The following is a 25593-nucleotide window of genomic DNA, read 5'->3' on the forward strand; positions in this document are numbered from 1 at the left end:
TTTCACTCCCCTTCCGGGGTGCTTTTCACCTTTCCCTCACGGTACTGGTTCACTATCGGTCACTAGGGAGTATTTAGCCTTGGGAGATGGTCCTCCCGGATTCCGACGGAATTCCTCGTGTTCCGCCGTACTCAGGATCCTCCTAGGTGTTATCCAAATTTCGCCTACGGGGTTTTTACCCTCTTTGACATACTTTTCCAAGTATTTCGACTATCTGAATAGACTACCATATCGGAGTCCTACAACCCCAACAAGCAAGCTTGTTGGTTTGGGCTTTTCCCGTTTCGCTCGCCGCTACTCAGGGAATCGAATTTTCTTTCTCTTCCTGCAGGTACTTAGATGTTTCAGTTCTCTGCGTCTACCTCGACTGCGCTATGTATTCACGCAGACGTAACATCCTATAAAAGATGCTGGGTTCCCCCATTCGGAAATCTCTGGATCATAGCTTACTTACAGCTCCCCAAAGCATATCGGTGTTAGTCCCGTCCTTCATCGGCTCCTAGTGCCAAGGCATCCACCGTGCGCCCTTATTCACTTAACCTTTGACCTTACGGTCGGTTTTGAGTACTTCTTCTAGCGATAGAAGGTTGCTCAAGAAAATAAGCGTTGAACTTATTAAAAAACTCTTTTAACATTTCAACTCGGTGTGTGTTACTTGTTTTGATTATTTCTTCGATATCCAGTTTTCAATGAACAAAGCTTAACGACCATTGTCGTTAATGGAGCCTAGCGGGATCGAACCGCTGACCTCCTGCGTGCAAAGCAGGCGCTCTCCCAGCTGAGCTAAGGCCCCGGGTATTTACTTGAGAGTAGACCTCTCAAAACTGAACAAAGGCAAACGATGTGTAGTCTTCCGAAATATTCCTTAGAAAGGAGGTGATCCAGCCGCACCTTCCGATACGGCTACCTTGTTACGACTTCACCCCAATCATCTATCCCACCTTAGGCGGCTGGCTCCAAAAGGTTACCTCACCGACTTCGGGTGTTACAAACTCTCGTGGTGTGACGGGCGGTGTGTACAAGGCCCGGGAACGTATTCACCGCGGCGTGCTGATCCGCGATTACTAGCGATTCCGGCTTCATGTAGGCGAGTTGCAGCCTACAATCCGAACTGAGAGAAGCTTTAAGAGATTAGCTTAGCCTCGCGACTTCGCAACTCGTTGTACTTCCCATTGTAGCACGTGTGTAGCCCAGGTCATAAGGGGCATGATGATTTGACGTCATCCCCACCTTCCTCCGGTTTGTCACCGGCAGTCTCGCTAGAGTGCCCAACTAAATGATGGCAACTAACAATAAGGGTTGCGCTCGTTGCGGGACTTAACCCAACATCTCACGACACGAGCTGACGACAACCATGCACCACCTGTCACTTTGCCCCCGAAGGGGAAGCTCTATCTCTAGAGTGGTCAAAGGATGTCAAGACCTGGTAAGGTTCTTCGCGTTGCTTCGAATTAAACCACATGCTCCACCGCTTGTGCGGGCCCCCGTCAATTCCTTTGAGTTTCAACCTTGCGGTCGTACTCCCCAGGCGGAGTGCTTAATGCGTTTGCTGCAGCACTGAAGGGCGGAAACCCTCCAACACTTAGCACTCATCGTTTACGGCGTGGACTACCAGGGTATCTAATCCTGTTCGCTCCCCACGCTTTCGAGCCTCAGCGTCAGTTACAGACCAGAGAGCCGCCTTCGCCACTGGTGTTCCTCCATATATCTACGCATTTCACCGCTACACATGGAATTCCACTCTCCTCTTCTGCACTCAAGTCTCCCAGTTTCCAATGACCCTCCCCGGTTGAGCCGGGGGCTTTCACATCAGACTTAAGAAACCGCCTGCGCTCGCTTTACGCCCAATAAATCCGGACAACGCTTGCCACCTACGTATTACCGCGGCTGCTGGCACGTAGTTAGCCGTGGCTTTCTGGTTAGATACCGTCAAGGGATGAACATTTTACTCTCATCCTTGTTCTTCTCTAACAACAGAGTTTTACGATCCGAAAACCTTCTTCACTCACGCGGCGTTGCTCGGTCAGACTTTCGTCCATTGCCGAAGATTCCCTACTGCTGCCTCCCGTAGGAGTCTGGGCCGTGTCTCAGTCCCAGTGTGGCCGATCACCCTCTCAGGTCGGCTATGCATCGTTGCCTTGGTGAGCCGTTACCTCACCAACTAGCTAATGCACCGCGGGTCCATCCATCAGTGACGCAAAAGCGCCTTTCAACTTTCTTCCATGCGGAAAATAGTGTTATACGGTATTAGCACCTGTTTCCAAGTGTTATCCCCTTCTGATGGGCAGGTTACCCACGTGTTACTCACCCGTTCGCCACTCTTTTTCTTTCGGTGGAGCAAGCTCCGGTGAAAGAAAAAGCGTTCGACTTGCATGTATTAGGCACGCCGCCAGCGTTCGTCCTGAGCCAGGATCAAACTCTCATAATGATTTGTTTGAATGACCATACGGTCATTAAGCTCATAAAAATTAACTTTGCTAGCTATTGCTTGCATGTATTTGTTTCAATAAATTGAAACGTCCTACACATTGGTTCGTTTGCTTGCTTTGTTCAGTTTTCAAAGGTCTACCGTGCTGTGTTAGCAACTTTTATATCATATCAGAGGGACGTTTGTTTGTCAACTCTTTTTTAAAAGTTTTTTTCAAGAAGTTGTTATTTAACTTCTTTCTTAACCTCAGCGACTTTTTTATCTTACCATCTCAACCGTTATATGTCAAACACTTTTTTGAAAAGTTTTTTTGATTTATTAGGTTTTTCAGAGATGATATTTTTTCGACTTTGTTATAATAACACTTGTAAAATGTTTCGTCAACAACTAATTTCAAAAAAAATCAATCAGTGTTTGTTACAAATGTCTTAACAAGGACAAGTAATAATATAGCAATTCTTAAAGGAAAAATCAACTAAAAAAATAGGCTTTTTGGCAACTATTTTTATAAGCGAATTATTCATTGTCAAACGATTCGAACGTTCGTTTATAAGAAGTATTTTGCGGCTAAATCTATCATTAATGGATAAAAAAAGAGAACTTAAGCTTTTCGCCTAACGTTCTCTTTTCGTCCGATCTTCTGATTGAACGATCGGTATATAGATTCGAAAGATCGTTCCTTGACCGATGACACTCTCTGCTGAAATTTTTCCTTTATAGCTTTCCAATAACTGTTTCGCAATAGATAGCCCTAGCCCGTTTCCGCCTTTGGTTCTAGCACGGGCTTTGTCTACCCGATAGAAACGATTAAAGATCTTGTCGAGGTCTTCTTTGGAGATTCCCTCACCAAAGTCTTGAATGGCAATTTCAAAGGATTGCCGATCCAACGAAATGGACAGATGAACTTCTTTTCGATCAGTGGAATATTTCACTGCGTTATCCAAGACAATAATAATGATCTGTTCAAAATGATTGCGATAGATTTTCAGCTTCAACTCATGGTATAAGTCATCATCCAATGTAAAAACAAAATCCGGATACAGTATTTTAAAGTTATTGAAGACTTGATAGACAACTTCTTTTGCATTGGTTGTTTCATTTGCATAATGAACATCCACTTGTTCCGCTCTTGAGAGATCCAACATCTCCTGTACTAGCGTCTTCATCCGACTGATCTCTTGCATACTGGCTGCCAGAGACTCATCCAAAATCTCTGGATCGTCTTTTCCCCAACGCTGCAACAGATTCATATGTCCTTCAATGATCGCCACAGGCGTTCGCAACTCATGAGAAACGTCTTCGACGAATCGCTCTTGCTGTTCAATGTATAGGCGCATGCGATCCAGCATTTCGTTAAAGATATCTGCTAAATCAGACAGTTCATCGTTCGTATTTAATTCTGGCATATGCACCGTTGACTGTGGGTTTTTCCGAACGGTTTCCATCGTATCTCGCAAGACCTTTAACGGCTGAAGGAAATACGCTGATAAAAAGAACCCAAGCACACTACTAAGAATCAGAGAAACGACTTCTAAGATAATCAAAGTCAGCAGCAGTTTGCTGCGTATTTCGTAAAAAGAAGTCAATTCATAAAATGTTTGTGCATAGCCAATCCGCTCTCTGGTGCCTTTTGAATAGATGGGTTGGATCGAGAGAAAGCCTGTGATACCATCCAGCGTTACGATGGTTGGCGCTTTGCGCTGCGTGTCGATCAGTGCTAAATCATTCTCATGGGTTTTAAACACAAGATCCTCATTCAAATTATAAACAAACAAGCTCAACGGCGCTTGGCCTAATTCCGAAATAAAGGAATCGATTTTCATTAAGTTGCCATCGATCGTTGAAGTGCGATCATAAATGCTCGTCGTCCCCGCATCATTTTTGGTTAAATTACGATACGTCCGAACCAATGTTAGTTCTTGATCCGAATTGGCTAAACGAGAAGCAACCTCTGACATCGTCCGCTCCACATTGTTTTCTTCTTTAGCGACGATCAAATTCACCGATGTTTTATAGGTGATCACAGCAAAGATCGTAAATACGACGAATATAAAGAAAGAACTTGCGAAGGCCCACTTTACAGTTAAAGAAGGCCCCTTCAGTTCTTTTAATTTTTTCATTCTTTTTTTAAGGTTCACGACCGCATCACATAACCTGTACCACGAACGGTTTGGATATAGCTTTCCTCCCCTGGTACATCAATTTTATTCCGTAAGTAGCGGATGTAAACATCGACAACGTTGGTTTCAACTTCTGTCTCATAGCCCCAGACTTTGTTTAATAAAACATCTCTGGCTAAAACGACATTGACGTTTTCCATTAAAGTCAACAATAGCTCATATTCGCGTTTCGTTAGTTCAATGACATCTGTTCCACGTCGAACGACACGGTTTTCTTTTTCAATCGTTAGATCGCGGTAAGTGATCGTGGTTTGTTTTGCGACGTTTTTGTCCCCTTCAATATCGATACGGCGAAGCAACGCACGTAAGCGTGCCAGCAATTCTTCAATTGCAAAAGGCTTCACAATATAATCATCAGCACCATGATCCAAACCTGATACTCGATCAATCACAGAATCTCTCGCGGTCATCATGATGATCGGGGTGTTCTTCGATTGACGCACACGTCGGCAAACTTCTAACCCATTTAGCTCTGGAAGCATTAGATCCAATAAGATTGCATCCCATTCATTATTCAGCGCAGCATCCAGTCCCGTCCGTCCGTTGTAATGAACTTCGGTATTATACCCTTCATGCTTCAATTCTAATTCCACAAATCGAGCTAAGTTCTTTTCATCTTCAATGATTAGAATATTACTCATTATTGATAGCCCCTTTATTGATTATTCTGCCTTTAAAATAGACATTATCTGTCTTATTTTATCATGTATCTAAAAAATAAAAAAGAGATTGACCGAAAGTTCTCACTTTCGGCCTTTCTCTTTTGAATTCTCTTGAAGCTTACGCTTCGTCATACCATGAATAATGGAAAATTCCCTCTTTATCTGTCCGTTCATACGTATGCGCGCCGAAGTAATCCCGTTGTGCTTGGATCAAGTTCGCTGGCAAACGATCAGAACGATACGAATCAAAGTACGCGATCGCAGAAGAGAACGTCGGCACAGGGACACCCGCTTGGACAGCTAGCGCAACTACTTCACGTACAGAAGATTGATAGCGTTTGGTGATGTCTTTGAAGTAATCATCTAATAATAAGTTTTCGATGTCAGCGTTCTTGTCATAAGCATCCGTGATTTTTTGTAAAAATTGCGCACGGATGATACAGCCTGCACGCCAAATTTTGGCAATCTCACCAAAAGGAAGATCCCAATCGTACTCTTTTGATGCTGTACGTAATTGCGCGAAGCCTTGTGCATAGCTCATGATTTTACTGAAGTATAAGGCTTCACGGATCTTATTGATAAATTCTTCTTTGTTTCCTTCAAAAGCAACCGCTTCTGGTTTCGGTAATACTTTGCTGGCATTGACCCGTTCTTCTTTGTAAGCTGAGATATAGCGAGCAAAAACAGATTCAGTGATCAATGGCAATGGAACACCTAGGTCTAAGGCACTTTGGCTCGTCCATTTCCCAGTTCCTTTATTGCCTGCAGCATCTAAGATCACATCAACGATCGGTTTGCCTGTTCCTTGATCGTCTTTACGTGTCAAGATATCCGCTGTGATCTCAATTAGGTAGCTATCCAATTCACCTTTGTTCCATTCGGCAAAGATATCAGCCATTTCATCAACAGATAAACCTAAAATGTTTTGCATCAAGTCATAAGACTCCGCAATCAGCTGCATGTCGCCATACTCGATCCCATTATGAACCATTTTTACGTAATGGCCCGCACCATTTGGTCCAATATAAGTTACACAAGGTGTGCCATCTTCAGCTTTTGCTGAAATTTGTTCCAAGATCGGTGCAACCAATTCATATGCTTCTTTTTGACCACCAGGCATGATCGAAGGACCTTTCAAGGCGCCTTCTTCCCCACCAGAAACACCCGTACCGATAAAGTTGATTCCTGAGTTTGCCAACTCTTCGTTACGACGAACGGTATCTTTAAAGAAGGTATTTCCGCCATCGATCAAAATATCGCCTTTGTCTAGATGAGGCAATAGTTCTTGGATCGTAGCATCCGTCGCAAATCCTGCTTTTACCATTAATAAAATACGACGTGGTTTTTCAATTGATTGGACAAATTCTTCTATCGTATAAGTTGCTTTAAAATTTTTATCTGGATGTTCTTTTACTACTTCTTCTGTCTTTGAACCAGTACGGTTAAATAAGGCAACTGAATAACCGCGGCTTTCGATGTTCAACGCTAAGTTTTTGCCCATAACAGCCATACCGACAACGCCGATTTGTTGTTTTGTCATCTTTCATCCTCCTAAGATTCAATTATCTTTTTCATTATAGCGCAAATGTACCTGCTTTTGAACTATTCTCTTTCGATGGACAAAAAATATTTCTGAAAAGTTCCATCTTTTCCAAAAAAAACAAAAAAACCTCAGGCTCCATGGTTAGCCTAAGGTTTTAGAATCCTCTTTCTGAAAAAAAGGAATTATGCTTCTTTTGTTGCTACGTCTTTGCCATCGTAATGACCACAGTTAGAGCAGACATGGTGGCTTTTTTTCATTTCACCACAGTTTGCACATTCGTTCAAACCGTTGATTGTCAATTTGTAATGTGTACGACGTTTTGCTTTCTTCGCTTTCGAAGTTTTTCTAGCTGGTACTGCCATTTTGCTACACCTCCTTGTTAATGAACGCAACCTTGAGGCTGCAATTTATTCCAATCCTACGCGTTATCGTCATCTGATTCATTGAATAATTCGGATAATTTTGCAAGACGAGGATCAACTTGTTGAGCTTGCGCTTCTTTTTGATTTGCAAAGTCTTCTTCTGACAAAACAGCCCAATCGTTGCCAGATGGCATTGCTGAACCTTGTTTTTCTTCTTCTGTCAGGACTTGCAAAGGAATCGCAAGTAATAGGTTATCAGCGACTGATTCATCTAAGCTGATGGTTTGACCTTCAATGATCAAAACTTCTTCTTCGACGATCGTTTCATCGCGACGCTGAAATTGCTCTGGTGTCATGAATTGTTCATCCACTGAAAAATCAAAAGGAATCGCTACAGGTGTCAAAGAACGAGTAGATGGCAATGTCATCGTCGTTTCCACTTGATAGTGCAGCAAGTATCCTTGCTTATCAACACTCATCAGCCCTTTTACTTTTACAGGAGACAAATCAATGATCTGTCCATCGCGTTTTATCAGTTGACTTTTTAGGTCAAGTGTTTCTTCAAACATCAGCGGTGTCTCTTGGTATTTTTTTAATTCCAATAAAGACCATTTCATTTTTATCACCCCTAAGCAACAAAAGCAATTATACAGGGCTTCTGAGGCTTTGTCAATGAAATTTTCTTGACACCTTTTTCATTTTTAATCGTGTCATTTTAATGCCTTTTCTCAAGGGATTTCGACACTCTCAAAAAAACAACAGGAAGCGCACAACGTGCACTTGCCTGCTGCTTGATCAATCGTTAAAAATCATTAGATCGCTGTTGTTTCTCCACGATAAACGATACCGCGACGAGAATCAAGAGTAACCAATTCGCCATCTTTGATAGTTGTTGTTGCGTCTTTGGCACCAACGATCACTGGTAGATCTTTCGCGATTCCGACAACTGCTGCATGAGAAGTCAAGCCGCCATCTTCAACAACTAAAGCTGCTGCTTTTTCGATTGCTGGCATATATTCTTTATCTGTTGTTGGTACAACTAAAATCATGCCATCTTTTGCTTTCGCAATTGCTTCTTCGGCACTGTGAGCAATCACGGCATTGGCAACAACTGATTTTTCACCAATTCCTTGCGCTTCAAGCAATTTTGATCCGATCAATTGGATCTTCATTACGTTGGTTGTTCCGCGTTCACCAACAGGAACACCGGCTGTGATCAAGATTAGATCGCCTTCTTTAGCAAAGCCTAAATCAACTGCTTGTTTTGCTGCTAATTCAAACATTTCATCAGTTGTTGATGGTTTTTCAGCAACGGTTGGGTACACACCCCAGTTAAGCATCAAGCCGCGTTTTGTGCGTTCGTCAAATGTAACAGCTAAAATGTCAGCATCTGGACGATATTTAGAGATCATTTTTGCAGTGTAGCCAGATTCAGTGGCAGCAACGATTGTTTTAACCCCTAAGTTTTTCGCTGCACGCGCGACAGATAAACCGATTGTTTCCGTTACATCTGTTTTATCAAATTGGTTGATTTGGAAAGTGCTGTTTTCTGATAAAGCTTTTTCTGCTTCCACGTCGATACGTGCCATTGTTGCTACTGCTTCAACAGGGTAGTCACCGTTTGCTGACTCACCAGAAAGCATTGTTGCATCAGTACCGTCAAAGACAGCATTGGCAACGTCAGAAGCTTCTGCACGAGTTGGACGTGGGTTTTGTTGCATTGATTCTAACATTTGTGTTGCTGTGATAACTGATTTACCAGCAGCGTTACATTTTTTGATGATGCTCTTTTGAACCATTGGTACTTCTTCAGCAGGGATCTCAACACCCATGTCACCACGGGCAACCATGATACCATCAGAAACTTTGATGATTTCATCGATATTATCGATACCTTCTTGTGATTCGATTTTAGAGAAGATTTGCACATGAGTCATGTCTTTTTCTTCTAAAATTTCACGAATTTCTAAGACGTCTTGCGCTTTACGTACAAATGAAGCGGCAATGAAGTCGATATCGTTATCAAGACCAAAACGGATATCTTCTGCATCTTTTTCAGTAATACCAGGTAAGCTGATTGATACGCCAGGAGCATTGACCCCTTTACGTGATCCTAACATTCCAGCATTTTTAACGACAACCACTAATTCACGGGTTGCTTCGTCTTTTTCTTTGATTTCCATGTCGATCAAGCCATCATCAAACAAGATGTGTCCGCCCACATGAACATCTTCAAATAAACCAGGATAAGTTACAGCAATTTTTTCTTTTGTTCCTTTGTGTTCTGGATCCATTGAAATACGTGTTTCATCGCCAACGTTGAATTGGATGTATCCAGCACGACCAAAGTCTGCTTCTGTCGTATTTTGTACAGTTGTACGGATTTCAGCACCTTTTGTATCTAAAAGGATACCGACATCTTTACCAGTTTTCTTTACGGCTTCACGAACCATTGTCATACGCGCTAATTGTTCTTCATGATCTCCATGAGAGAAGTTAAAGCGGAAGACATTCGCACCGGCTTCAATCAGTTGAGAAATAATTTCCACACTGTTACTTGCTGGTCCTAATGTACTTACGATCTTTGTTTTTTTCATTACTAAACGCTCCTATTCATTTATTTAAAATAGCTAATAAGCTTTTTTTACAAAATTACTGTTGCGTTGCTTTAAAAATCTCTTTAGAATGAGATTTCTTTGTTCAAGTTATACAAGCTAAGATCTGGTTTGTGACGATTGTTTTCAAGGGTATCGATGATATCAGAAGCAATCATTTCATTGTTTTCGATACCGATACATAGACCGCCTTTGCCTTGTTGCAATAATTCAACGGCATATGAACCAAATTTACTTGCTAACACACGGTCACGAGCGCTTGGTGAACCACCCCGGACAACGTGTCCTAGAATTGATACACGGGTATGGAAATCGCCGTATTCAGAAAGTTTGTCAGCAAAATCATTTCCGCCCATCACACCTTCGGCTAAAACGATCAAGCAATGTTTTTTCCCGCGGTCGCGTCCTTCACGGATACGATCAGCAACAACTTGCATGTCAAAATCATGTTCTGGGATGATGATTTCATCCGCACCACCGGCCACACCTGACCATAAAGCGATATCGCCAGCACCACGACCCATTACTTCGATCACGAATGTGCGGACATGTGATGTCGCTGTATCACGGATCCGGTCAATGGATTCCAAGACAGTATTGATCGCTGTATCAAAACCAATCGTGAAATCTGTTCCTGGAATGTCATTATCGATCGTTCCTGGAATCCCGATCGCTGGGAAACCGTGACGAGTAAGTGCCATCGCACCATGGTAAGATCCATCTCCACCAATCACGACTAGCCCTTCGATGCCAAATTTCTTTAATTGTTCGATTCCTTTTAATTGTCCTTCTTGTGTCGCAAATTCTGGATAACGTGCTGAATATAAGAATGTTCCACCACGTTGAATTTTGTCACCAACATCAGCAACATCTAAGCGACGAATGTCGCCTGCGACTAGTCCGGCATAGCCATAGTTGATTCCGTATACTTCAAGTCCGTCAAAAATACCCTTTCTGACAACTGCGCGAATCGCTGCGTTCATTCCTGGTGCATCGCCACCACTGGTTAGAATTCCAATGCGTTTCATTATTCTTTCACCTCATCAAAAGATTTTGTTTAGGGAAGACCCTGTTTGCTAGTTTTCAAGTAATAACCACGAGACATATTCTACCATTATTCCATGAAAATGTCTTGAAATAGTGGGAAAAAGTTGAAAAAAGTGTAAGTTGAATTACCGTTTTCGGAAAATTACTTGAAAATTACATTTCCATTTCCTAATAATGCGATCAGTTGTTTGACAAAGTCCGGCTCATCCGTCACCCAGTTTTCTTCTGCTAATAACACTTTTTTGCCACTGCTTTCATAGAACATCACCACTGGAATATTTCCGTGATGCTGCTTCATTTCCTTCGACAATGCTTGCAGGTGCGACGTTTCAGCTTCAGCAGAAATCTTTAAGTAACAAGTTTGTGACGCAATTTTATTTTGAACGTTTTCTGCTAAGTCTATTTTATCAGCAATGAGTTGGATTTCACCATTGTAACGACTTACCTCGACCTTTCCTTCGATATAAAGAACAGCATTTTCTTCAATCAAGGAACGTACTTGTCGATAAACGATGGGAAAAATCGTTACTGACACTTCTTTGCTGGCATCCGTTCCTTCGACAAACGCCATTTGTTCGCCCTTTTTCGTTCGAATCTCTCGAATCTTGCGCACATATAAAAGGATACGCACCCGTTCATTCGGAACCAGATCGGCAATATCAGTGATTTGTTTTAATTGGTGCAATTTTTGAAACTGTTCCACGGGATGGCCAGACAAATAAACACCTAAGTATTCTTCTTCCAAAGCCAGTTTTTCTTCTAGTTTGTAATCGGCAACGGCTTCTTCTTTTAATGCCATAGTTTCTAAGAGATCCAAACTGCCGCCACTATAAGTAATGTTTTGGATCTTTCCTTCTAGCTGGATCAGTGCTTGTTTTCGATTGGGGGCGATCACATCGAATACGCCGATGCTCAAAAGCGGCAATAAATAATCCAATTTTAACCATTTGCTGTTACGCTGATTTAAGCGAAGCAAAAATTGATCCATAGACGTGAAATTACCATGCTCTTTTCTTTCTGCCAAAATGTCTTGGATCATGTCGCGTCGGATTCCTTTGATACTGCTGAAACCAAAACGAATTTGTTTTTCATTTTGCAGTTGAAAACTAAACCCACTGGCATTGATCGAAGGCGGCAGTACTTCTACGCCATAACGTGCGGCTTCATTTAAATATTCTTTCATTTTGCTGGCGGTGTTGCGTACCGAGTGTAGGATCGAAGCAAAAAATGGTGCGGGATAGTGTACCTTCAGATAGGCCATTTGAAAGCCGATAAAGGAATAGGCAAACGCATGGGATCGATTAAACCCGTAATTGGCGAACCGCTCGATATAGTCATAGACCAAATTGGCGGTCTTTTCATCGTACTGATTGGCTAAGGCGCCTTGCACAAAATGACGACGTTCCTCATCCAAGACGTCTTTTTTCTTTTTACTGATTGCTCGACGCAAAATATCTGCTTGTCCTAAGCTGAAACCAGCCATTTTGGAAGCTACCTGCATGATCTGCTCTTGGTAGACAATAATTCCGTAAGTGTTTTGCAAAATCGGAATCAAGCTGTCATCTGGATAAGAGACACGCTCTTGTCCTTTTTTCCGCTTAATAAAGGTATCGATATTTTGCATCGGTCCTGGACGATATAAGGCATTGACTGCGGCAATATCCTCGATGCTTTCTGGTCCTAACTTACGCAGCACATTGCGTATCCCCGCTGATTCAAATTGGAAGATCCCTGCGGTCTCGCCTTTTTGAAACAAGCGCAATGTTGCTGGATCATCAAGAGGAATCTCCTTTTGGGTAACGATTTGTTGGCTGATTCGTTTAATGCCTTTCAAGGTATTATCAATGATCGATAAGTTTCTCAAGCCTAAAAAGTCCATCTTCAATAGGCCGATGGCTTCTACGTCATTCATGGTAAATTGGGTCAGCCAGATCCCATCGCTGCCTTCTTGTAAGGGAACCAGATCAAGCAAATTCTTGTCACTGATCACCACACCAGCGGCATGAGTCGATACGTGACGTGGCAAGCCTTCTAAAATTTTGGCGACTTGAAACATTACTTGGTTTCGCTCATTAAACGACACCAATTCTCGCAGCTGATTGGATTGTTCATAAGCAAGATCTAAGGTCATTTTCAAGGCATTGGGGATGGCTTTTGACCAGCGATTGGCTTCACTTTGCGAAAGACCAAAGACACGAGAAACATCTCGCAGAACCATTTTGGCCGCCATGGTGCCAAACGTTGCAATCTGTGCCATATATTCTTGCCCGTATTTTTGGCGCACATACTGTAAAATCTCGTCTCTGCGATTGTCAGGAATGTCTAAATCAATATCAGGCATCGTGTAACGTTCTGGATTCAAGAATCGTTCAAACAAAAGATCGTATTTGATTGGATCCACGTCGGTGATCGATAAAACATATGCCACCAGTGCGCCAGCAGCCGATCCCCGTCCAGCGCCGGTAACGATCTCTTGTTGGTGGGCAAAGTCCATGACGTCCCAAATAATCAAGAAATAGTCATCAAAGCCCATCTTATGGATGACGGACAACTCATAATCCAAACGCTGTTCGTACGCCGATGTAACGTGGGCAACACGCTGAGGCAGACGCTCAAAACAAATTTTCCGCAAATAGTCCGCAGCGCTTTCTTCGGCTGGTAGCGGGTAATGAGGCAACAGCCGCTGATGCAGCGGCAGCTCGACGGCGCATTCAGCTGCAATCCGCTGATTATTCATCAATGCCTGCGACCATTCTTCAAATGCCGCGGTCAGTTGGTCTGCTGGTTGTAGAAAAAGCTGCGCAGCCCCTTGCTCTTTAGCCTGACGAAAGTCTTCAATTTGCGAGCCCTCTTTGATATGCGTCATCACTTTGACTGCAAAGGCTTCTTCTTGTGCTAAAGCCGCGATTGGTTGATAGGCACATGGTGCAATGTTTTGCTCGTTAAACCAAGCGATCGTTTCTGGATCTAACCCTTTGCTAGTAATACCTAAAAACAAGCTCTCAGAATCAAATTTATGGCTGATTGCTCGCAGTGCTTCTTGATTGGCTTCTAGATCATCGTGCTGAGAAGGCAGAAACCCCTCGCCTTCAGGCAGCAAACCAAAGAGGTCCTGCAAAGAATCACAAGCAGCCAAATTCAACTGCTCGGTGATCATTTTTTCACTTGATAAACGCATCAAGGTTTGATAGCCCTTGAGGTTTTTTGCAAATACGTATAACGGAAAGGACATTGATCCCTCTCCGAAGGTACAGTCGAACAAAGCGCCAAAAATCGGCTTGATGCCCTGTGCTAGGCATTGCTGATAAAACTCGACCGCGCCATAGAGAACATTATGATCGGTCAGACCCAACGTCTGATAGCCCATCTTTTTGGCTTGCTCTATATAGTGAGGAATTTTGATCGTACTTTGCAGCAACGAATAGGCGCTTAAGGTGGTGAGCTGTGAATACATTGAAATCCCTCCAAAAATGAAAATTCTCTTTCTTTCTGCTAGTAATTAGATTTGAAAAACAAAATGAAAAAGTGAAAATCTTTACAATAAATATTTTTGTGATAAACTAAAGTCGAAATGGAAGATACGCAGAAAAGAGGTGTCGTCATGCGTTACTTAGTCACTTTATTTTGGACTTTTGTATTAGGTCAAGTCGTTGGCTATCTAGGCAGCTCACTTGCTGGAGCAACTTATGATTTTCAATTAACTTCAATCATCTCTTTGGTCACAGGTGTGGTGATCATTCTTGTTGGTATTATCGCACCAGCGCCTGAAAAGACAAGCCATTAAAAAAAAACCAGTTACCTTTATTGTAACTGGTTTTTTTTTCTTTTCAACTATTCACTGATGTCCGTTTTACGCAAGCTTTTACGGAAATTAAATCCTGAGATAAAAATATTGATCAGTACAAACCCGCTAGTTACCCAAAAGACGGCGGGATAACCAAAGCCAGCTGCCACCGTTGAGCCGACCATCGGACCTAACACTTGTCCAAAGTTAGAGAACATTTGGTTGTAGCTGTAGATGCGGCTGACCCCTTCCATCGGGGTGATCTTGCTGATCAGTGTGTTGATCGACGGCATCAACGCACCCGTCGAAAAACCAAGCAAGAAGCGCAGCACGCCCAACTGAAACGGTGTGGAGACAAAGCCCATCGGAATGAAACAGAAAAATGACAGCAATAAACCGCCTAACAATACCTTGTGATTGCCGTAACGATCACCGATTTTGCCTAAAAATGGCGAAGAGATGATTGCCGAAACACCAGCAACAGAGACGATCAATCCGCTGACAAACAAAATATTGCCACTATTCCCGCTTAGATCACGAATATATAACGTGAGGATCGGGCTGATACTCGTTACACCTAGCTGTAAAATCAGTGACGTAATAAACAAACCGACAAGCAGCTGCATATTTTTGATTTGACCAAAAATTTCTTTGATGGACAGCAAATCGCCCTTTTCAACCGGCTCAAAATCTTCTTGAACGAGAAAAATCGTAAGCAAGAGCGTAATTAGCAGCACAACACCAGTAATGATAAAAACATTTTTCATACCAAACCATTGCGCCAACGCCCCACCCATCGATGGACCGATCAAATTCCCTGCGATGGCTCCTGTAGCCAATGTCCCAAGCGCCCAACCACTTTTTTCTCGAGGCGCCTGCGAAGCAATCAACGCAGTCGCATTGGGAATATACCCCGATAAAATTCCAGTAAAGAATCGCATGATCAACAACCAATAGACATTCGGTACAAAAGCCAAAGAACCCATCGTCACTGTCATCCCCGCAGCCGCGCGAATCATCATTAAACGACGACCTTTTTGATCTGCTAGATTTCCCCATACTGGAGCAATGATAGCCGCCGCAAACGCCGTTACTGAGATTGCTAATCCAGAAAACAACTCAATTTGACTCTCTGGAGCGCCTAACTCTTCTATATATAAGGGAATGAATGGCATGACAAGACTAAAACTGGCACCCGTAAAAAAACAACCTACCCATGAAATCAGTAGATTTCGTTTCCAATCAATCTTCATTTACAAACCTTCTTTCACAAATACTATACCGTATCGTGAGTAATAATCAAATAAAAAAATCTTTCTGCAGGTAACATACAGAAAGATTTTCTTCATTAAACTTAACTGATCAAAGCCAAAATGACAAAGTTTAGGATAAACAACGCATTGACGACCCAGATGATCGGAGACACTTCGTTGGCTTTTCCTTTCACTATTTTCACTAATGCGTAGAAAATGAAACCAACAGCGATCCCATTGGAAATACTGTAAGACAAGCCCATAAAAATAGACGCGAAGAAAGCGGGAACTGCTTCTTCTAGATCGGTCCACTTGATGTCTGCAAACGAAGCCATCATCATTACCCCAACTAAGATCAACGCTGGTGCTGTCGCTTGTGCGGGAACGATTGAGATCAGTGGAGAAAAGATACTGCTGATTGCAAAGAGTGCTGCCACTACAACAGAAGTCAAGCCCGTGCGTCCACCAGCACCGATACCAGCTGCTGATTCCACATAAGTCGTTGTATTTGAGGTCCCTACGATGGCACCAACTGAAGTGGCTACGGCATCTGCAAAAAGGGCTTTATCCATCTTCGTGTTCAATCCGTTACTGTTTTCAACCGCTTCTTCATCTTTTTTCGAAAAGATCCCTGTACGACGTCCAGTCCCGATAAAGGTACCGATCGTATCAAAGACATCTGATAAGCTAAACGCTAAAATCGTCATAATTACTTGAGGGATTTTGGCAGAATCACTGAATAGTGAGCCCATTCCTTCAGAGCCAAACGCAGCGCCAAATGTGATGCCTAGTTCGCTGATGGAACTTCCTAATGAATTCCCATGCCAATCAATGGCACTTAAATCCACCACACCCATCAAAATACCGATGATCGTCGTTCCTAAAATACCAAAAATAATTGCCCCACGAACATTTTTCACCACTAATAAAGTAGTCACTACTAAACCAATCACTGCTAACAAAACAGGTGCATTATTGAAATTCGCCAAAGCTGGGACGATCCCCCCATTAAAATTGGCACTCACGATCGTCTCACCGTCGACAACTGAACCAGTCACTGCGGCAGTGTCTGCACTGAAGTTTAGCAAGTTGGCATTTTTGATCCCTACATAAGCCACAAAGATCCCGATCCCGCCGCCAATTGCATGCTGCATGCTTTCTGGAATCGCATGGATGATCATTTTTCTGATACGAGTGACCGTGATAAAAATGTTGATCAAGCCGCAGATGAAAACCATCGCTAATGCTTGCTGCCACGTATACCCCAAACCAAAAACGACGGTAAAGGTGAAGAATGCATTAAGGCCCATTCCAGGTGCTTGCGCGTAAGGCACATTTGCAAATAAGCCCATGATCAGGGTACCAATCACTGAAGCGATGATCGTTGCTAAGAAAACAGCTTGAAACGGCATTCCTGCAGCAGATAAAATCGTCGGATTCACAAACAAAATATAACTCATCGCGAAGAAGGTGGTGACCCCAGCCATCACTTCTGTGGAAACCGTCGTTTTATTCTCCTTTAATTTGAAAAACTTTTCCATGTTATGTTTCACTCCTGAACTTTAATCGTTTCTATGAAAAGAAAAAATGAATAATTGCGCTTTTCATCGAACAATTACAAATTATAAGGGAATAATTTTCGCTTTTCAAACCTTTTTCCGAATAAAACGAACCAAAAACGTTTAATGTTCGTGTTTTGCTTTGTAAATATTATGAAAACTTATCGAAAACTTACTTGTATTGTGAAATGACAGAAATATGTTACACTTAAGCCACTACCATAAGAGAATGGAGCGAGTCTTTTGAAACCAAAAATCATCGCCATTGATTTAGATGGCACAACCTTAAATACTGAATCCCAACTTTCCCCTCGCACACGTGAGGTACTGGTTCGCGCCACCAAAGCGGGACACTTTGTTACCATCGCTACAGGAAGACCTTTTCGTATGAGCGATCAATTCTATAAAGAATTGGCGCTCACAACACCAATGGTCAATTTTAACGGTGGGTTAGTCCATAAACCTCGACAAGTCTGGGCAAATGAAATGGAGCACTCGATCTCTCGAGAAATTGCGTTTGAGCTCATGGCGCAAAAAGAGCAGCTGGGGCTGACGTTTGTGGCAGCAGAAAATCGCGAAACCTTTTTCATCGATGACCTAAGCGGATTTGATCAGCACTTTTTCTTTTCGGGCAATGCTTCCGAAAAAAATCTATTAGCAAATTTAAAAACGGACCCCACTTCATTACTAGTGAAAACCGAAAATGAATTAGCAGAATCTGTTTCTTTACGTATCAAGGATCAATTCGACGATGCGGTCGATGTTCGAACCTGGGGCGGACCTCAAGCTATCTTAGAGATCGTACCAAAAGGGGTCCATAAAGCACTTGGTCTTTCGGTGATCGCGGATTCTTTGTCTTTGGATCGACAAGATATCATCGCTTTTGGTGATGAACACAACGATTTGGAGATGCTAGATTATGCGGGCTGGGGCGTTGCCATGGCGAATGGCACGCAACAATTAAAATCGATCGCCAATGATGTTACCGACAAAACCAATGCGGAAGATGGCATGGTCGATTACTTGGAAAAATATTTAGGTCTATAAAAAAGCCGATGCGGGATGTCCGCATCAGCTTTTTTTTTGCTGCCATATTCAAATCAAAGTGTTTCATAAACGATTTCTTTGGCTTCTGGAATCGATTCATCAATAAAGAATACTTTGTACCAGGTCAAGAACGTAAAGATCGTCCAGATTTTTCGCTGAAGATTCGGTTTTCCTTGGCGATGGTCTTCAAGCATTTGTAAAATGGCTGTTTGATCGAAGAAGGTTGCCGCAAAGTCTGACTCAAAAAGGCTCTTGACTGCTTCATACCCTGTTCCTTCTTTCAGCCATGCCTTGATAGGTACAGGAAAGCCGAGTTTTTCACGGTTTGCCCACTCTTTTGGCAAATGACGGTTTGACGCTTGTCGAAACACATCTTTGGTGTTGTTTTGATTGATCAAATATTTCGTCGGGATCGTTTGCGACAACTTCTGCATCTCGATATCCAATAAAGGAACACGTAATTCCAAGGAACTCGCCATGGACATTTTGTCTGCTTTTAACAAGATATCCTTCGGCATCCACTGATGAAGATCTAAATATTGCATCTTATTGACCTCGTCTTTGAGACCATTGACTTTCTCGTAATGAGGCGCAACGATTTCAGCAACAGAGGGTCCTTTTTGATACGTTGGTTTTAAAAGCTGCAGTGCTTCCTCTTCTTCAAAGACCAGTGCTTGCCCGATAAAGAAGTCTTGGGCAGGTGCCGTTGCTTCATAAAGATGGATTCGACCATGGAAGTTTTTCATTTTGCCGATTTGACGTCCCAAACGAAAGCGGATGTTTTGTGGCAATTTTTTCAACCCTTGGGCAAAAACGCGCACCGCTTTAGAGTTTGTGTGGAAGCCATAAGCAGCATAACCGGCAAATAATTCATCTGCCCCTTCCCCAGATTGAACGACTCGCACTTGCTGTGCTGCCAGATTGGCTAAAAAGTACAAAGGGACACAGCTTGGGTTAGAATCTGGTTCGTCCAAGTGATACTGAATCAACGGGAATGCTTCAAAGGACATTTCACCATCGATGACCGCTGCTGTGTTGTTCAAACCAAGTTTTTCCGTCAATTTGCGGGCCTCGATCGCTTCGTTGTAGGTTTTGTCATCGAACCCGATTGAAAACGAGCGATCTGGTCGCAAGACAGAAGCTACGTAACTTGAATCGACACCACTGGATAAAAATGAGCCGACTTCAACATCACTGATTTGATGAGCGGCAATTGATTCCTGGACTGCTTGATCGATTTTGTCGACCCATTCTTCTCTTGAATGATTTTCTTTCACTGAAAAATCTGCATCCCAATACTGCTTGATCGTCAATCCCTGTTCATTAAACAAATAATAATGCCCTTCTTGCAAACGATGAACGCCTTTAAAGAAGGTTTCTCCGTTCAAAGGCGAGTATTGAAAAGTCAAATAAGGTTTCAACGCCTCTTGGTTCAACTCTTTCTTGAAATCTGGATGAGGCAAAAAGCTCTTGATTTCAGAACCAAACATAAAACTGCCATTCATTTGCGCATAGTAATATGGTTTGATCCCAAAGTGATCCCGTGCGCCGAAAAGCTCTTGTTTTTGAGTATCCCAGATGGCAAAAGCAAACATTCCCCGCAGGCGCTGCAAAACATCAATGCCCCACTCCTCATAGCCATGTAAGACTACTTCGGTATCCGCATGGGTAGAAAAAACATGACCTGCTTGGATCAATTCTTCCCGCAACACTTGAAAGTTATAGATTTCCCCATTAAAAATAATGACTTTTGTTCGATCCTCGTTAAAAATCGGTTGTGAGCCACCTTCTAAGTCGATGATCGATAAACGACGAAACCCTAACGCTACTTGGTCGTCGGTAAATTTTCCTGAACTGTTTGGTCCGCGATGAACGATCCGGTCCATCATGCGTTCAATAATGATTTCTTTTTGGTCTTTTGAATTGACAAAGCCGACAATTCCGCACATATTTTCACATCCGTTTTCATAATCCATTTTCATTTTTCTAAAGTAAATCATACCATAGAATTCAAGAGATACGATCTCTTTTTCAAAAAAATACAATCAATATATTTTTGCACAAAACATAATTTGGAGACAAACCTTATGATATCAAGGTTTCCAACCATCTCATACTCTCAATCTTACAAATTTGTTATCTAAGAAAATAGCTATCCTCAAAATTCTTAAGAAATTTTTTATGAATTCTATTTTTCTGAAAATATACAAAGATACTTTTCCCGAATTTACTGACTCCAGGAAACTTCTTTTGCTGCCATTCTCAGGCATTGATTTCTTGAAAAGGATCAGTCAGATTCGTTCGTTTGATAGTTTTATTGGACGAATGTGAAAAAAAGTGTTATTCTAACTATGGAATTTCGTTATCAACTAACCGTTGCCTTTCAATGACAAGTTTTAAGAAAGGAGAATGACTATGACATTCTATAACACAGATCTACAATATCGTGTAACTCTGGATACCAAATTGAATTTATTTATCGTTTTCGATAAAAAAGATGCGAATCATTTTGCGACTGGAATTACGATCGAGCAAGCTGTACAAGAATTGAAAAAAACTGCATAAGGAGTTTATCCAAATGAAGGATACCGATTCGTACTGAAAGCACCTCGCTAAGGAAAAAATTAGCTAGGTGCTTTCTTGTTTTTTGGCTCGCTTTTGTCTTTTGCAGTATCCGCTTCTTGCTTCTGTCCACTTTGCTGTTCATCCAGCTGTAAGATTTCATCAACAGATCCTTGCGTAATAAACTTGCTCAATCCCTGTGCCGCAATTTTTGTGTAACGCATGAAGTAATCTTTTTCTTGAAAATCCATCTTCTTCCCTCCTACTGATACAACTGTACTTTCATTTCGTTTACCAGCGATTTCACCAGTAATTCTTGAGCGTCACTTCTTTAATACATATGAATGATCCATTAATGGCATACACGTTACATTTGTCAAATCATTCTTTTCCTCTAGTCATGAAAAGACAAATCTGTTTTCTGATTCCAGACATAGTACTATTAAATTTAGGAAACTGTTTTCTTAGGGGGGATGCTTATGGCTACATTTTTCGCTGGTTTGTTTTTTATCGGTTTGATCGGTTTCATTTTTGGCATTATCTTATTTTATATTGGGTTGATAACTCAAAAAAACAAACGAGATCGAAATGTTTTTCTCATTGTCGCTTCCGCCTTTATTGTCTTGTTTTCGTATGGTGGCTTGTCCTTCTACCAAGATGTGACGTCTTTCGATAGCATCACTGCGCAATTAAGCCTTTCTTTACGTAACGAAGCAAGGAAAAATGAATCCTTTGGCGATGCCACTGCTTCCATGGAACAACCACAAGGAGAACAAACAGCTGGCAACAACGAAGCAAGCAGCGCGCAACAAGAAGAACCCGCAAACAACGAGCAACATGCACCTCAACTTTCTCGTGAAGAAAGAAATGCACTGAATCGTGCAGAAAGATACTTATCCAGCAATGCGTTTTCTCAGTCGAGCTTGAAACGCCAACTACTCTATGAAGATTTTTCTGAGAGCGCAGCAGACTTTGCCGTAGCCACCGTGGATGCCGATTGGAATGAGCAAGCATTGAAAAAAGCGATTCGCTACTCGCAAAATTTATCCTTATCAGATGAGCGTGTGGCGAGCCAACTTTCCTTTGAAGGCTTTACTTCTGAACAAATTGAATACGCCTTAGCGCGTTTGCCCGATTGATTCTTTTCGTTTGTTGCAGGACTACAAGCAAAAAAGGGTCCAGCGAATTGACGTACATTTCTGTTGATTTCCAGATCGAGTCTAGGCTGAGGTTTTTTCAGATGGTCATCGAGCAAACTCGGCAGTCAGTTAGCTTCTCTGCCCACGCCTCTGCCCACAACAAACAAAAAAGCCTATCTCAAAAGATAGGCTAAACGCTCCAAAGCGTTGATATAAGGAGAGTACAGGATTTGAACCTGCGCGCCGGGATGAACCGGGTCGGCGGATTTCGAGTCCGCTGCATTACCACTCTGCCAACTCTCCATAACAGTTATTTTCGCTAGTTTTATTAAAAATGTCAAGAAAAATCTGCACCCAATAAGTAATGGGATGCAGATTTTTTGTTCTTTAATCGAAGATGTAGCTATCTTTCTTTTCGATTACGCCTTCAATGGTCTCGTTGATGATTTTGATGATCTGGTCATCGGTGGGTGTGATGATACCCGCCGACATTAAGGAAGCCAAACCAGTCACAACGATCCATGCGCCATTATGTAGTGCATTTACCGCATCTTCTGAAAGATCCGCATATTTTTCTTCTGATTTGATCAAGGATTTGAAATAGGTCGATGAAAAATCATGCATCAATTTCCCACCGCCATAGTCGTCGATAAAAAGGGCGATGTAGAGATTGTGCTGCTCTTGAGCGAAGCGTATATAATTCAGGCCTAAATCAACAAGTTTGTCTCCTGTTCGAACAACTGGAAAAACATTTTCCGATAAATCTTTGAAAACAGCCTCCACCAAGGTATTTTTTAAGTCCTGCATATTTTCGAACTCAAGATAAATCGGTTGAGTAGAAATTCCCATGTGCTTAGCGATATTCCGGGCCGTAAAATTGCCAAAACCTTCTCTATTGATCAGTTCATAAGCGGCCTTCAAAATGTGTTCTCTTGTATAGACCTTCCTTCGCATCAATAAATCCCCCTTTTTATATTTATTTAATTGTAACCGAGATATTCATTTTTTTAAAATAAAACACTCCATCCGTTATCTTATTTCTATTCACTTTGTTCATTAAAAACGAATGTTTACTAATTAAAAGAAGTGCTTCTCCTTTCATTTATCACAAAAAATCCTACGCATTGGCTGCTAGTTATTTTTCAAATCTACTTTTCTTCCTTGTTGAAAACTCGCTGAAATTGTACACTAAGAATGTAGTGCGCAAATTCGATTGAAAAAGGAGTTTGGAAATGGCTGAATCAAAAGAGCTATTATTGGAGACCTGTTTGTTGGCAGGAAAAATCATGATGGAAAACGGCTCGGAAGTCTATCGAGTGGAAGATACAATGAATCGAATTGCAGCAAATGCCGGAGAGCAAGGCAGCATTAGTTATGTAACAGCAACTGGACTTTTTATGGGCTTACGCAGTAGCCACTATGCACAAGTAGAAAATGTTCATGATCGAGTCATCAATCTCGAAAAAATTGTTGCCGTCAACGGATTGTCTCGTGCCTATGCTGAAAAAAAAATCTCGTTAGTGGAACTGCACGAGGCATTAAAAAAGGTCAATCCAACGACACCAAGTTTTCCTTATTGGCTGCAGGTGTTTAGTGCGGGCGTGGTCAGCAGTACTTTAATGATTATTTTCGGCGGTGCTTGGTTTGATTTTCTAGCAACGTTTGTCATTGGCTGTCTGGGATTTTTATGCGCCTATTGGGTCAAAAAAGTCATCGATATCCGCTTTTTGGATATGTTTTGCGCCTCTTTACTGATCGGTACTTTGTCTCTTCTAGCGGTCTCTCTTCATGTCGCACAAAACGTCGATAATTTGATTATCGGTGCCGTCATGCCCTTAGTTCCTGGTGTAGCGATCACCAATTCCTTTCGGGATATTTTGGCAGGCCATCTCATCAGTGGGACTGCTCGGGGAACTGAAGCTATTTTCACAGCTGCCGCGATCGGTGTTGGCATCGCCACGGTCTTCACCTTATTTGGAGGGATCTCATGACGATTTTTATTCACCTTTCCTTTAGCTTTTTAAGCACCGTGACCTTTGGTATCTTGACCAATATTCCTAAAAGAGCCTTAGTTGCAACAGGCATTGCTGGAACGGTTGGCTGGATGATCTATTGGTCATTGAAAACGATTGGCTACGGTCTAGGCAGCGCCAACTTCTTAGCCGCATTTGCCGTCGGTTGCGTCAGCATCTTTTTTTCCCGCAGAAAAAAAATGCCCATGATCATTTTTAACATTCCTAGCCTCGTTCCTCTCGTACCGGGTGGTCCTGCCTACAAAGCCGTTCGAGAATTCGCTTTGGGCGACAACTTTGTCGGCTTTGAAAATCTGATGATCGTTGTCATCACCGCTGGGGCGATCGCTGGAGGTTTCATGATGACGAGTGTGGTTGAAAAGATCGTTAATCGTTGGCAAATGAAACGAACGAAAAAACATCCCTCAGATAAAAAAATCTCCTGAAACTATTGGTGCGCAGAAACTATAAATTTTTCTTATTTCAGACTTTAGTACAATGTTTTCTTTTCGGACTTCTTTTATAATAAAGGCATACCTTACAAAACTGTTTGACGTTTGTCATTTGTTTTACTGGATTTTTCTGGTCTCACCCCGTATAGTGGGATTATGAAACATAAAGGAGATGAAGTCCTGTGAGCATAGCAACTTCTCGTCGTATCATTAATACGATTTCTATTATTGGCTTAGGTTTATCTATCGCATTAACGATCTATTTTATCAATCTAGGTGTTTTCAAAGACATTAATGCACTGCGAGGTCTAGTTGGAAATTCCGTTATCTTAGGACCAATCGTCTTTATCCTTTTGCAGATCTTGCAAGTAGTGATCCCGATCATTCCCGGTGGTGTCTCCAGCGCTGCAGGTGTCTTGATTTTCGGTCCTTATCTAGGATTCGTTTATAACTATGTAGGAATCAGTATTGGTTCTGTCATTATTTTCCTGCTAGGCCGACGATACGGTAAACCATTCATTTTAAGTATGATCAGTGACAAAACTTACGATAAATATATTGGCTGGTTAGATAACCAAAGCCGATTTGAAAAACTTTTCGCCCTTGCAATCTTTCTACCAGTCGCCCCAGATGATGCCCTTTGTCTAATGGCTGGCTTGACCAACATGACAGTGAAGAAATTTACGTTGATTATTTTGTTGGCAAAACCTGCTTCAATTTTCTTGTACAGCATGGCTTTGATTTATGGTGGAACATTCTTAACTGGTTTGTTAGGCGGATAAGAAAAATAGGTAAGAAAAACGATCAATTCATTGAGCCGAACATGAAGGAGCTGCTTTTCATACAGGGATCTATACCTGTGGCGAATGTGCTTCTGAAACTGTTCGACTCTTTTTTTCCGCCTTTCTAGAATAAATAGGAACCAAAATACTTACTTTTGTTAGGATG

At 42.0% G+C, this 25593-nt stretch carries 20 protein-coding genes, 2 tRNA genes and 2 rRNA genes (1 of these 24 cut by a window edge); 7 read left to right on the plus strand and 17 right to left on the minus strand.

Annotated elements, in window-relative coordinates:
- From IGJ25_RS12550 to dnaE, 11 genes are all read right to left on the minus strand, one after another.
- A 23S ribosomal RNA gene (locus tag IGJ25_RS12550) occupies positions 1 to 541 on the minus strand (it extends 2374 nt beyond the left edge of the window).
- Between the two features lie 179 nt (positions 542 to 720).
- Positions 721 to 793, minus strand: a tRNA-Ala gene (locus tag IGJ25_RS12555).
- Positions 794 to 869: 76 nt separating this feature from the next.
- Positions 870 to 2428 (minus strand): 16S ribosomal RNA (locus tag IGJ25_RS12560).
- The 16S and 23S rRNA genes sit together here with 1 tRNA gene alongside, the layout of an rRNA operon.
- A 614-nt stretch (positions 2429 to 3042) precedes the next feature.
- Positions 3043 to 4548, minus strand: coding sequence for a HAMP domain-containing sensor histidine kinase (locus IGJ25_RS12565; protein WP_034696083.1), 1506 nt, complete (start codon positions 4546 to 4548; stop codon positions 3043 to 3045).
- 14 nt (positions 4549 to 4562) lie between these two features.
- Entirely contained in the window at positions 4563 to 5249 is a 687-nt protein-coding gene (locus tag IGJ25_RS12570) for a response regulator transcription factor (protein WP_005229193.1), read from the minus strand.
- Positions 5250 to 5388: 139 nt separating this feature from the next.
- On the minus strand, positions 5389 to 6810 hold the full coding sequence (gndA, locus tag IGJ25_RS12575) for an NADP-dependent phosphogluconate dehydrogenase (RefSeq protein WP_005229192.1): 1422 nt from the start codon (positions 6808 to 6810) through the stop codon (positions 5389 to 5391).
- Between the two features lie 185 nt (positions 6811 to 6995).
- Positions 6996 to 7175: a 50S ribosomal protein L32 gene (gene rpmF, locus IGJ25_RS12580; protein WP_005229191.1), complete on the minus strand. Its 180-nt coding sequence runs from the start codon at positions 7173 to 7175 to the stop codon at positions 6996 to 6998.
- Positions 7176 to 7231: 56 nt separating this feature from the next.
- A complete protein-coding gene (locus IGJ25_RS12585; protein WP_010749661.1) occupies positions 7232 to 7792 on the minus strand; it encodes a YceD family protein in 561 nt (186 codons plus the stop codon).
- A 195-nt stretch (positions 7793 to 7987) separates the two neighbouring features.
- A complete protein-coding gene (gene pyk, locus IGJ25_RS12590; RefSeq protein ID WP_005229179.1) occupies positions 7988 to 9772 on the minus strand; it encodes a pyruvate kinase in 1785 nt (594 codons plus the stop codon).
- A gap of 83 nt (positions 9773 to 9855) precedes the next feature.
- Positions 9856 to 10818 carry a 6-phosphofructokinase gene (pfkA, locus tag IGJ25_RS12595; RefSeq protein ID WP_005229169.1) on the minus strand — a complete coding sequence of 321 codons (963 nt, stop codon included), beginning with the start codon at positions 10816 to 10818 and terminating at the stop codon, positions 9856 to 9858.
- Between the two features lie 161 nt (positions 10819 to 10979).
- Entirely contained in the window at positions 10980 to 14291 is a 3312-nt protein-coding gene (dnaE, locus tag IGJ25_RS12600; RefSeq protein ID WP_225001161.1) for a DNA polymerase III subunit alpha, read from the minus strand.
- Positions 14292 to 14438: 147 nt separating this feature from the next.
- Here dnaE and IGJ25_RS12605 point away from each other — a divergent pair, with 147 nt between their 5' ends.
- The gene (locus tag IGJ25_RS12605; RefSeq protein ID WP_008377814.1) at positions 14439 to 14621 is read left to right on the plus strand and encodes a YjzD family protein; all 183 of its coding nucleotides are present in this window, start codon (positions 14439 to 14441) and stop codon (positions 14619 to 14621) included.
- A gap of 47 nt (positions 14622 to 14668) precedes the next feature.
- On the opposite strand, the gene IGJ25_RS12610 is transcribed toward IGJ25_RS12605, so the two are convergent.
- Both IGJ25_RS12610 and IGJ25_RS12615 read right to left on the minus strand, forming a co-directional pair.
- A complete protein-coding gene (locus tag IGJ25_RS12610) occupies positions 14669 to 15874 on the minus strand; it encodes a multidrug efflux MFS transporter (protein WP_005231893.1) in 1206 nt (401 codons plus the stop codon).
- Between the two features lie 101 nt (positions 15875 to 15975).
- Positions 15976 to 17415, minus strand: coding sequence for an NCS2 family permease (locus IGJ25_RS12615; RefSeq protein WP_225001162.1), 1440 nt, complete (start codon positions 17413 to 17415; stop codon positions 15976 to 15978).
- A gap of 261 nt (positions 17416 to 17676) precedes the next feature.
- On the opposite strand from IGJ25_RS12615, the gene IGJ25_RS12620 reads away from it, so the two are divergent.
- The gene (locus tag IGJ25_RS12620; RefSeq protein WP_005229159.1) at positions 17677 to 18480 is read left to right on the plus strand and encodes a Cof-type HAD-IIB family hydrolase; all 804 of its coding nucleotides are present in this window, start codon (positions 17677 to 17679) and stop codon (positions 18478 to 18480) included.
- Positions 18481 to 18533: 53 nt separating this feature from the next.
- Here IGJ25_RS12620 and asnB read toward each other — a convergent pair whose 3' ends face one another.
- Entirely contained in the window at positions 18534 to 20429 is a 1896-nt protein-coding gene (gene asnB, locus IGJ25_RS12625) for an asparagine synthase (glutamine-hydrolyzing) (protein ID WP_010749664.1), read from the minus strand.
- A gap of 466 nt (positions 20430 to 20895) precedes the next feature.
- Between asnB and IGJ25_RS12630 the strand changes: the two genes are divergently transcribed.
- Positions 20896 to 21045, plus strand: coding sequence for a hypothetical protein (locus tag IGJ25_RS12630; RefSeq protein ID WP_005229155.1), 150 nt, complete (start codon positions 20896 to 20898; stop codon positions 21043 to 21045).
- 59 nt (positions 21046 to 21104) lie between these two features.
- Here IGJ25_RS12630 and IGJ25_RS12635 read toward each other — a convergent pair whose 3' ends face one another.
- The gene (locus IGJ25_RS12635) at positions 21105 to 21293 is read right to left on the minus strand and encodes a hypothetical protein (RefSeq protein WP_016608598.1); all 189 of its coding nucleotides are present in this window, start codon (positions 21291 to 21293) and stop codon (positions 21105 to 21107) included.
- 228 nt (positions 21294 to 21521) lie between these two features.
- Between IGJ25_RS12635 and IGJ25_RS12640 the strand changes: the two genes are divergently transcribed.
- The gene (locus IGJ25_RS12640) at positions 21522 to 22181 is read left to right on the plus strand and encodes an Ltp family lipoprotein (protein ID WP_225001163.1); all 660 of its coding nucleotides are present in this window, start codon (positions 21522 to 21524) and stop codon (positions 22179 to 22181) included.
- Positions 22182 to 22396: 215 nt separating this feature from the next.
- Here the strand turns inward: IGJ25_RS12640 and IGJ25_RS12645 are convergent.
- Positions 22397 to 22484 (minus strand) — tRNA-Ser (locus IGJ25_RS12645).
- 84 nt (positions 22485 to 22568) lie between these two features.
- Positions 22569 to 23135: a TetR/AcrR family transcriptional regulator gene (locus IGJ25_RS12650; RefSeq protein WP_010749693.1), complete on the minus strand. Its 567-nt coding sequence runs from the start codon at positions 23133 to 23135 to the stop codon at positions 22569 to 22571.
- A gap of 278 nt (positions 23136 to 23413) precedes the next feature.
- Here IGJ25_RS12650 and IGJ25_RS12655 point away from each other — a divergent pair, with 278 nt between their 5' ends.
- The 3 genes from IGJ25_RS12655 (at position 23414) to IGJ25_RS12665 (ending at position 25427) form a co-directional block, all read left to right on the plus strand.
- Positions 23414 to 24172 (plus strand): threonine/serine exporter family protein, encoded by a 759-nt coding sequence (locus IGJ25_RS12655; RefSeq protein ID WP_010749694.1) that lies wholly within the window; start codon positions 23414 to 23416, stop codon positions 24170 to 24172.
- Positions 24169 to 24639: a threonine/serine exporter family protein gene (locus tag IGJ25_RS12660; protein ID WP_016608602.1), complete on the plus strand. Its 471-nt coding sequence runs from the start codon at positions 24169 to 24171 to the stop codon at positions 24637 to 24639. Before IGJ25_RS12655 ends, IGJ25_RS12660 begins: the two co-directional genes overlap by 4 nt.
- A gap of 188 nt (positions 24640 to 24827) precedes the next feature.
- On the plus strand, positions 24828 to 25427 hold the full coding sequence (locus IGJ25_RS12665; RefSeq protein ID WP_005229140.1) for a TVP38/TMEM64 family protein: 600 nt from the start codon (positions 24828 to 24830) through the stop codon (positions 25425 to 25427).
- Positions 25428 to 25593 lie beyond the last annotated feature (166 nt).

Origin of the sequence: Enterococcus sp. DIV0240d, from assembly GCF_051711245.1 — a bacterium.
Classification (GTDB): domain Bacteria; phylum Bacillota; class Bacilli; order Lactobacillales; family Enterococcaceae; genus Enterococcus_D; species Enterococcus_D casseliflavus.